A 9,492-nucleotide genomic window follows, 5' to 3' on the forward strand; every position below is an offset into this window, starting at 1 on the left:
AAGAGACAGGCCCACTCCAGTACTCATGTACCCCTACGGCGCCCCCGGCTTTTCGAGGACGGACATACCGCCGCGTCCCCACCCCGACCCACCCACCACCCGCACCCCACCCACCCCTCGTCGGAAACGACAACGCAACGATCCCGATCCCGTCAGCATCGTCATCTACGCGCGTAGGGGAAGACCGGCTACTCTCCTCCACGTGAACGCTTCAGTGATTCCGGACGACATCCAGGGCGACGCCGACCCCTACGCCGCCGCCGACGCCGCCGCAGCGCGCCTTCGTGAGCTGACGGGGGCCGAGTCCCATGACGTCGCCCTTGTGATGGGCTCCGGCTGGGCGCCCGCCGTGGACGCGCTCGGCACCCCCGAGGCCGAGTTCCCCGTCACCGAGCTGCCCGGCTTCCCGCCCCCCGCCGTCGCGGGCCACGGCGGCCGCATCCGCTCGTTCAAGGTGGGGGACAAGCGCGCCCTCGTCTTCCTGGGACGCACCCACTACTACGAGGGCCGGGGCGTCGCCGCCGTCGCCCACGGAGTGCGCACCGCCGTGGCCGCGGGCTGCAAGACCATCGTGCTCACCAACGGGTGCGGAGGACTGCGCGAGGGCATGCGGCCCGGGCAGCCCGTGCTCATCAGCGATCACCTCAACCTCACCGCCACCTCGCCCATCGTCGGCGCGAACTTCGTCGATCTGACCGACCTGTACTCGCCGCGCCTGCGCGCGCTCTGCAAGGAGATCGACCCCTCCCTCGAAGAGGGCGTGTACGCCCAGTTCCCCGGCCCGCACTACGAGACCCCGGCCGAGATCCGCATGGCCCGCACCATCGGTGCCGACCTCGTGGGCATGTCGACCGTGCTCGAGGCCATCGCCGCCCGTGAGGCGGGCGCCGAGGTGCTCGGCATCTCCCTCGTCACCAACCTCGCCGCGGGCATGACGGGCGAGCCCCTCAACCACGAGGAAGTCCTCCAGGCCGGGCGGGACTCCGCCACGCGCATGGGCGAGCTCCTCGGCCAGGTGCTCGGCCGCATCTAGCCAGTGGGTGCCCAAGGGCGCCGCCGGGATCCGTGCCGTGTGGGTAGCTGTTAGCTGTTACTCGCACGGCACTTCCACGGGAACGTACGTACGTACACGAGAGGCTGAAGAGACGTGCAGGACGACGCAGAACTCATCGCGCGGGCCCGGGCCTGGCAGGCCGAGGACCCGGACGCCGAGACCCGTGAGGAACTCGGCAAGCTCATCGACGCCCAGGACACCGAGGAGCTGGCCGAGCGCTTCGCCGGCACCCTCCAGTTCGGTACCGCGGGGCTGCGCGGCGAGCTCGGCGCCGGGCCGATGCGCATGAACCGGTCCGTCGTCATCAGGGCCGCGGCCGGACTCGCCGCGTACCTCAAGTCGACCGGCCACACCGACGGCCTCGTCGTCATCGGCTACGACGCCCGGTACAAGTCGGCCGACTTCGCGCGCGACACCGCCGCCGTGATGACCGGCGCCGGGCTGCGCGCCGCCGTCCTGCCGCGCCCGCTGCCCACGCCCGTACTCGCCTTCGCCATACGGCACTTGGGCGCCGTCGCGGGTGTGGAGGTCACCGCCAGCCACAACCCGCCGCGGGACAACGGCTACAAGGTCTACCTCGGCGACGGCTCGCAGATCGTGCCGCCCGCCGACACCGGCATCGCCGCCGAGATCGACGCCATCCGGAGCCTGGATGACGTGCCGCGGCCCGAGTCCGGGTGGGAGACGCTCGGGGACGAGGTCCTCGACGCCTATCTCGCGCGCACCGACGCGGTGCTCGCCGCCGGGTCGCCGCGCACCGCGCGCACCGTCTACACGGCCATGCACGGCGTCGGCAAGGACACGGTGCTCGCGGCCTTCGCGCGCGCCGGGTTCCCGGAGCCGGTGCTCGTCGCCGAACAGGCCGAGCCCGACCCGGACTTCCCGACCGTCGCGTTCCCCAACCCGGAGGAGCCGGGCGCGATGGACCTCGCCTTCGCGAAGGCGGGCGAGGTCGAGCCCGACCTGATCGTCGCCAACGACCCGGACGCGGACCGGTGCGCGGCCGCCGTCAAGGACGGCGAGCAGTGGCGGATGCTGCGCGGGGACGAGGTCGGGGCGCTGCTCGCCGCGCACCTCGTGCGGCGGGGCGCTCAGGGCACGTTCGCCGAGTCCATCGTCTCCTCGTCCCTGCTCGGCCGGATCGCCGAGAAGGCCGGACTCCCGTACGAGGAGACCCTGACCGGCTTCAAGTGGATCGCCCGCGTCGAAGGACTGCGCTACGGGTACGAGGAGGCGCTCGGCTACTGCGTCGACCCCGAGGGCGTCCGCGACAAGGACGGGATCACGGCGGCGCTGCTCATCACGGAGCTGGCGTCCGAGCTGAAGGAGCAGGGCCGGACCCTGCTCGACCTGCTCGACGACCTGGCCGTCGAGCACGGCCTGCACGCCACCGACCAGCTGTCCGTGCGCGTCCAGGACCTCTCCCTGATCGCCGACGCGATGCGGCGTCTGCGCGAGCAGCCGCCGACCGCGCTCGCGGGCCTGACGGTCGCCTCCGCCGAGGACCTGACCCAGGGCACGGCCACGCTGCCGCCCACGGACGGGCTCCGCTACCACCTCGACGGCGACTACAAGGCCCGCGTCATCGTGCGCCCCAGCGGCACCGAGCCCAAGCTCAAGTGCTACCTGGAGGCCGTCGTCCCGGTGGGCTCGGCGGACGAGCTCCCGGCCGCCCGCGCGCGGGGCGCCGAGCTCCTCGACGCGCTCAAGCACGACCTCTCGGAGGCGGCGGGTATCTGACTGAGCCCCGGTATCCGTAGATCTCCCACGTGAGCCACCCTTCCGGGTGGTTCCCGTACGGCAGGTGACGCAGCGGTCCGGTGCGCTGCCGGTCCCCCAGGAAGGGACGACCGGTAGCGCACGTTCACGTTCCGGGAGCCGCCGCAGTGTCGTACGACGGACGACCGACATCAGAGCCCTCGACGCCCGCGACCGCCACCCTCGCGCCGTCCCGGGTCCCCCTGTCCCGCCGCCCCCGGCCCGCCCCGGGCCCCGCCCCCGGCGAGCGCTCCGCCCGCGCGCTGCGGGCCCTGCTGTACGCCTCGCCCGCCCTCCTCGCGTACGGGGCCGTGCGCGTCCTCGGAGTCCTGCTCTTCGCCCCGTGGGCGCACCGCAAGCACCGCGGGGTCTGGCATCTGCTCGCCGAGTCCTGGGACTGCGACTGGTATCTGAAGATCGCCGAGCACGGCTACGCGCACACTCTCGGCACCCAGTTCGACGCGAACAACCTCGCCTTCTTCCCGCTCTACCCGGCGCTGATCAGGGCGGGCGAGGTGCTCGCCCCCGAGCCGCGCGGCGCCGTCGGGCTCGGGATCTCGCTGGTGTGCTCGTTCCTCGCGGCGTGGGGCGTCTTCGCGGTCGGCTCCCGGCTCTACGGGCGCCGCGTGGGCACCGTCCTCGTCGTCCTGTGGGGCTCGCTGCCGATCGCCCTCGTGCAGTGGATGGGCTACACCGAGTCGCTGTTCACGGCCCTCACCGCGTGGTCCCTGTACGCCGTGCTCAGCGGGCGCTGGGTGTGGGCGGGGACGCTCGCCGCGCTCGCGGGGCTCACCCGGCCGACGGGCGTCGCGCTCGCCGCGGCGGTCTCCCTGACGGCGCTGCTCGCGCTGCGCCGCGGCTTCGACGGGCGGGCGCTCGCGGGCGCCGTGCTCGCGCCGTTCGGCTGGCTCCTGTACGTGGGGTGGGTCGGGTTCCGGCTCGGGCGCTGGGACGGGTACTTCGCCGTCCAGAAGCTGTGGCACAACGAGTGGGACGGCGGGGTCGGGACGCTGCGCGAGATGTGGGACCTGTTCCGGATCGAGCGGCCCCAGCTGTTCCTGGCGATGGTGACGGCCGTGCTGCTCGTGGCGGCGCTGCTGTTCGTGCTGTCGGTGGGGGACCGCCAGCCGCTGCCGCTGCTCGTCTTCACGGGGCTGCTGCTCGCGATCGTCCTCGGCAGCAAGGGCGTGTACTTCCCGCGGGCCCGCTTCCTGATGCCCGGGTTCCCCTTGCTGCTGCCCCTGGCGGTCGCGCTCGCCCGGGCGCGGCCGCATGTGACGCTGACCGTCCTGGGCGCCGCGGCGGTGGGCTCCGCGGCGTTCGGCGGGCACATGCTGCTCGCGTGGATGGGGCCGCCGTGAGCGGGTCTGCCGTGAGCCGGTCCGCCGTGAGCCGGTCCGCCGTGAGCCGGTCCGCCGGACGGACCCCGGGACCTCAGGTCACCGCGAGCAGGATCACCAGCAGGACCGCCCCGGCCAGGCAGGGCGCGAGGGTCTCGTAGGACCAGCGCACCGTCGGCTCGCCCTGGGCCGACTCGGCGTTCTCCTGGCGCTCCGAGATCTCCCGGAGGTCGTCCATGGCCTGGTCGCCCGCCGAGCGCAGATTGCTCGGCGCGGTGAGGTGGGGGCGCCCGGCCTGCGGGTCGTCCGCGGCGGTCTGGCGGGCCTGGCGGCGGGCCGCGCGCTTGCGGCCGCGCAGCGAGACGGGGATGGCCCAGAGCTGGAACTTGGTGCCGGTCTGGCTGAAGACCTCGTTCGTGTACCCGGAGCGCAGGCCCGAGACGGCGCCCCAGGGGAGCGTGATGGTGCGGAACGGGTTGCGGATGCGCAGCCGTTCGTCGTTCGCGTACACGGCGGGCCTGATCGTGTAGGCGACCACCAGCGGCACGGCGAACAGCAGGCCCGCGAGGGCGAGCCAGGGGGTGCGGCCCGCGCCGCGCACCAGGGCGTCGATGCCGAGCCAGGCGCCCAGGGCCAGCAGGAGGATGCCCCCCGCGATGGCGGCAGGGGACCGGTAGGTGCGGTCCTTGTACTCGGGCTCTGCGGGCTCGGGCGTCGTCATGGGCTCAGATTCTGCCGTAGGGGTGTGCGGGGCTTTCTCCGGGCCGCTCCACCCGTGGCGGGGCGGTGGGGCAGCGGCTCAGCAGGGGCGCTTCCGCAGCTCCATCACGTAGTCGTGCGGCGCCCCCGCGCTCTCCGCGGCGTCGGCGATCTCGCCCAGGTAGCGGGCCGAGGGGAGGCCGCCCTCGTAGCCGTTGAGGACGTAGACCCAGGCCGGCTCCTCGCCCTCCAGGGTGTGCACGCGCACGCGCATGCGCCGGTAGATGTCGAGGCCGACGCCCTCCCAGCGGTCCATGGAGTCCTCGTCCATGGGCGCGATGTCGTACAGCGTGACGAAGACCTGGGAGCGGGGGGCCTCGACGATCGTGGCGATCGCGCCCTCCCAGCCCATGTGCTCCCCGCCGAAGGTGAGCCGCCAGCCGTTCAGCCAGCCGGTCGCGCGCAGCGGTGAGTGCGGGGCGCGGCGTGACATGAGCCGCGGGTCGAGATTGCCGGCGTACGCGGCGTAGAGCGACATGTGGTCGAGGGTACGGCAGGGACCGCTGGTGCTTCCGCCCGTGGCCGACCCGTGGTCGCCCCGTGCTCACGGAGGCGGAGCGGGCGCCCTGTGCCCCTAACGGAACCCCCGAGGGGAACGGTCTTGAAGCGTGCGGGACAATGGAGTACGTGACTCGGATCGTGATCATTGGCGGCGGACCCGGCGGATATGAGGCGGCCCTGGTGGCCGCCCAGCTCGGCGCGGAGGTGACCGTCGTCGACTGCGACGGTCTGGGCGGGGCGTCGGTGCTCACCGACTGCGTACCGTCGAAGACTCTGATCGCGACGGCCGAGGTGATGACCACCTTCGACTCGTCGTACGAAGAGCTGGGGATCATCGTCGAGGACGACACCCCGCACATCGACCAGGCCGCCCGGGTCGTCGGCGTCGACCTCGGCAAGGTGAACCGGCGCGTGAAGCGGCTCGCGCTCGCGCAGTCGCACGACATCACCGCCTCCGTGACCCGCGCGGGCGCCAAGGTCATGCGCGGCCGCGGCCGCCTCGGGGGCCCGCAGGGCATCGACGGCACCCGGGACGTCATCGTCACCGCCGCCGACGGGACCGAGACGCTGCTGACCGCCGACGCCATCCTCATCGCGACCGGCGGGCACCCGCGCGAGCTGGCCGACGCCCAGCCCGACGGCGAGCGGATCCTCAACTGGACGCAGGTGTACGACCTGGACGAGCTCCCGGAGGAGCTCATCGTGGTCGGCTCCGGTGTCACCGGCGCCGAGTTCGCGGGCGCCTACCAGGCCCTGGGTTCGAAGGTCACGCTCGTGTCGTCCCGGGACCGGGTGCTGCCCGGTGAGGACCCGGACGCGGCCGCCGTCCTCGAGGACGTGTTCCGGCGTCGCGGCATGAACGTCATGGGGCGTACGCGTGCCTCCTCCGCCAAGCGCGTGGGCGACCGCGTCGAGGTGACGCTCGCCGACGGGCGCGTGATCTCCGGTACGCACTGTCTGATGGCCGTCGGCGCCATCCCCAACACCGAGGGCATGGGCCTGGAGGAGGCCGGGGTCAAGCTCAAGGACTCCGGGCACATCTGGACCGACAAGGTCTCCAGGACGTCCGCTCCCGGCGTGTACGCGGCGGGTGACGTCACCGGGATCTTCGCGCTCGCCTCCGTCGCCGCCATGCAGGGGCGCATCGCGATGTACCACTTCCTGGGCGACGCGGTGACGCCGCTGAACCTGAAGACGGTGTCGTCGAACGTCTTCACCGACCCGGAGATCGCCACCGTCGGCTACTCCCAGGCCGACGTGGACGCCGGGAAGATCGACGCCCGCGTCGTCAAGCTGCCGCTGCTGCGCAACCCGCGCGCGAAGATGCAGGGCATCCGCGACGGCTTCGTCAAGATCTTCTGCCGTCCCGGTACGGGCATCGTGGTCGGCGGCGTGGTCGTCGCACCGCGCGCTTCGGAACTGATCCACCCCATCTCGATCGCGGTCGACAACAATCTGACGGTCGAGCAGATCGCGAATGCGTTCACGGTGTACCCGTCGCTTTCGGGGTCGATCGCCGAGGTGGCGCGTCAACTTCACACCCGTAAGACGGCCGGCGAGGGCTGAGCGCGGGGGCGGTCTCCCGTGGTCGCCGGGGGATCGCCGCAGATCAAATACGTGGCCGGGAAGAACTCCCCGCAGGTCACGCGCAGTTGCCGCCCATTCGCCGGGCATAGGCGGGGTGGATAGGCGCCTATACCACTTCCCACCCTGCCGTGCGAACAACTTCTGTAATTCGGCGCAAACTGCTGAAAGCAGACGGTCGTTGGGGTTACTGTCAGTTTCGTGTTCGCTGCAGAACGTCGCCAATTGATCCTCGAAATGGTGCGGGCCAACGGAGCGGTATCGCTCCGTGAGCTCGCCCGCGTCGTCCAGACCTCCGAAGTGACCGTACGGCGGGACGTGCGCGCGCTGGAGGCAGAAGGACTCCTCGACCGCCGACATGGCGGTGCGGTATTGCCGGGCGGATTCACGCGGGAGTCCGGCTTTCCGCAGAAATCACATCTCGCGTCCGCGGAGAAGACCGCCATCGCCGACCTGGCGGCGGGCCTCGTTGAAGAGGGCGAGGCCATCGTCGTCGGTGCGGGCACCACCACGCAGGAGCTGGCACGCCGGCTCGCGCGTGTGCCCGGTCTCACCGTCGTCACCAACTCCCTCTTGGTGGCGCAGGCGTTGGCCCATGCCAACCGCGTCGAGGTCGTCATGACCGGTGGCACGCTGCGCGGATCCAACTACGCCCTGGTGGGCAGCGGCGCCGAACAGTCCCTGCAGGGGCTGCGGGTGTCCCGTGCCTTCCTCTCCGGCAGCGGTCTGACCGCCGAGCGGGGCCTGTCCACGTCCAACATGCTCTCGGCGAGCGTGGACCGCGCTCTGGTCCAGGCGGCCGCCGAGGTGGTCGTCCTCGCCGACCACACCAAGCTCGGCACCGACACGATGTTCCAGACGGTGCCGACGGACGTGATCACCCGCCTCGTCACGGACGAGCCGCCGGCCCACGACGACCGTGCGGCCACCGAGTTGCAGGCCCTGGCGGACCAGGGCGTGCAGATCGCGGTGGCGGGCACGGCGGCGGGGGCGGGACCCGGCTCGGGTTCGGGGCCCGGTGTGGATTCCGTCCCGGCGGGGCGGCAGCCGCGCCGGGACGTGCCGCTGCCGGGCCAGCGCCGCAACCACGGACCCGGCTCCGGCGCGCAGTTGCGCTCCGCGGCCGTGCTCGGGGAGCAGCCGCCGAACGAGCGGGCGGCACGGGTCGCGGACCTGCGCCGCCGCTGACCGGGAGCGCCGTTTCCGTACGGGCCTACGGGAGCTGTCCCTTGAAGAAGGTGTCCAGCTCCGCGCGGGCCCTGCGCTCCCTCCGGTTCGGCGGCAGGCCCCTGAGGTTCCTGGTGAGCCAGAGGATCAGCGGGTAGGTGACGCAGGTACCGATGGCGAGCCCGGAGAGCACGCCGCTGAGCAGATCTCCCATGTCCGTCAACCCACCTTCGTACGGGGCTCGTTGGGGCTCTTCGAGGCGCCGGTCCGGTAGCCGTCGTGCGCGGCCGTGAGCATCGCGGAGCCGTCGTCCTCCGGCAGCACCGCGCCGTAGCCGCGCAGCCGCCAGCGGGGCTCCACGGCCTCGCTCTCGTAGTACGGCACCTGCCCGCCCGTCTCCCGCCGCCGCCCCTCCAAGGAGGCGCGTCGCATCGCACCGCCTGATCCGTCCGCCGTCGGCACCAGCAGCGGTGCCGGGCCCGCCGCCGCGCAGCCCCGGCAGGCCGCGACCTGCGCCGTGGCGCCGTCCACGGCGAGCGGGGAGTCCACGCGCGCGTGCCCGCGCTCATGCAGCGGGTTGAAGTAGCAGGGCGGGTCCGCGACCAGCGGGCGCTCCGTCGTGAGCGCCTCCACCGCCCGCATGCCGATCCGCGCGAACTCGATGGCCGCGGTCAACTCCCCGATCACATACGCCGCGTCGCCCCTGCCCTCGGTCTGGATCACCACCGCGTTGCTCGCCCGGACGGACGCCGCCGAGGCGATCCGCTGGAGCCTCCTGCGTTCTTCGTCGGGGAGTGCGCAGCTGTGGTGCAGCGTGTCCGCGAGCGCCGAGGCGTTGCTCAGCAGCGCGGCGCGGGTCTCCGCGTACGGGCGCAGGGCCTCGGGGTCGCCCCGTGGATCGGGCACCGGGGCGCGCCAGTCGGGTGCCGGGTGCGGGAGTTGGAAGGCGTAGGGGCGGGTGCGGCCGAGGGGGAGGTGGGTGAAGCGGCGGAGCAGGGCGACGGAGAGGGCGATGGCCAGGCCGAGGGTGAGGCCCGCCTCGTAGTGGTGGCCGGTGGGGGTGGTGGCGGCGTAGTGGATGTTGAGGGCGATGACGCCTGCGGCCAGCAGGGCGGCGGTGCCCTCTGCGATGTTCCTTGCCTTGCCCACGGTGGCCCCCCTGCCTGGTGGTTCAGCTTTCTGTGGGGGAGGACGTGTGGGCGGGCGGAGCGGTTTCTTCTTTCCCCAGTCCCGCCCCTTCCCGAATCCGCCGACTCCGTCGGCCCTGGGGCACCCATGTCGCCGCTGACGCGGCTCGTCCTCAAGCGCCGGACGGGCTATCTGTAGCCC

At 72.5% G+C, this 9,492-nt stretch carries 9 protein-coding genes; 5 read left to right on the top strand and 4 right to left on the bottom strand.

Annotated elements, in window-relative coordinates:
* Positions 1-202: 202 nt before the first annotated feature.
* From ACFWYM_RS44670 to ACFWYM_RS44680, 3 genes are all read left to right on the top strand, one after another.
* On the top strand, positions 203-1,033 hold the full coding sequence (locus tag ACFWYM_RS44670; RefSeq protein WP_384851312.1) for a purine-nucleoside phosphorylase: 831 nt from the start codon (positions 203-205) through the stop codon (positions 1,031-1,033).
* A gap of 114 nt (positions 1,034-1,147) precedes the next feature.
* Positions 1,148-2,794 carry a phospho-sugar mutase gene (locus ACFWYM_RS44675; protein WP_384851313.1) on the top strand — a complete coding sequence of 549 codons (1,647 nt, stop codon included), beginning with the start codon at positions 1,148-1,150 and terminating at the stop codon, positions 2,792-2,794.
* A gap of 146 nt (positions 2,795-2,940) precedes the next feature.
* Entirely contained in the window at positions 2,941-4,173 is a 1,233-nt protein-coding gene (locus ACFWYM_RS44680) for a hypothetical protein (protein WP_384851314.1), read from the top strand.
* A 73-nt stretch (positions 4,174-4,246) separates the two neighbouring features.
* Here ACFWYM_RS44680 and ACFWYM_RS44685 read toward each other — a convergent pair whose 3' ends face one another.
* Entirely contained in the window at positions 4,247-4,873 is a 627-nt protein-coding gene (locus ACFWYM_RS44685; protein ID WP_384851315.1) for a PH domain-containing protein, read from the bottom strand.
* Positions 4,874-4,951: 78 nt separating this feature from the next.
* Positions 4,952-5,389 carry a gamma-glutamylcyclotransferase gene (locus tag ACFWYM_RS44690; protein ID WP_384851316.1) on the bottom strand — a complete coding sequence of 146 codons (438 nt, stop codon included), beginning with the start codon at positions 5,387-5,389 and terminating at the stop codon, positions 4,952-4,954.
* 140 nt (positions 5,390-5,529) lie between these two features.
* Between ACFWYM_RS44690 and ACFWYM_RS44695 the strand changes: the two genes are divergently transcribed.
* Both ACFWYM_RS44695 and ACFWYM_RS44700 read left to right on the top strand, forming a co-directional pair.
* The gene (locus tag ACFWYM_RS44695; RefSeq protein ID WP_384851317.1) at positions 5,530-6,978 is read left to right on the top strand and encodes an NAD(P)H-quinone dehydrogenase; all 1,449 of its coding nucleotides are present in this window, start codon (positions 5,530-5,532) and stop codon (positions 6,976-6,978) included.
* 219 nt (positions 6,979-7,197) lie between these two features.
* A complete protein-coding gene (locus ACFWYM_RS44700) occupies positions 7,198-8,184 on the top strand; it encodes a DeoR/GlpR family DNA-binding transcription regulator (RefSeq protein ID WP_384851318.1) in 987 nt (328 codons plus the stop codon).
* A gap of 25 nt (positions 8,185-8,209) precedes the next feature.
* Here ACFWYM_RS44700 and ACFWYM_RS44705 read toward each other — a convergent pair whose 3' ends face one another.
* A complete protein-coding gene (locus ACFWYM_RS44705; protein ID WP_384851319.1) occupies positions 8,210-8,377 on the bottom strand; it encodes a hypothetical protein in 168 nt (55 codons plus the stop codon).
* A 5-nt stretch (positions 8,378-8,382) separates the two neighbouring features.
* Complete coding sequence (locus ACFWYM_RS44710) at positions 8,383-9,312, bottom strand: hypothetical protein (RefSeq protein ID WP_384851320.1); 930 nt, start codon at positions 9,310-9,312, stop codon at positions 8,383-8,385.
* Positions 9,313-9,492: the final 180 nt, after the last annotated feature.

It is taken from the genome of Streptomyces sp. NPDC059009 (genome assembly GCF_042740175.1).
Classification (GTDB): domain Bacteria; phylum Actinomycetota; class Actinomycetes; order Streptomycetales; family Streptomycetaceae; genus Streptomyces.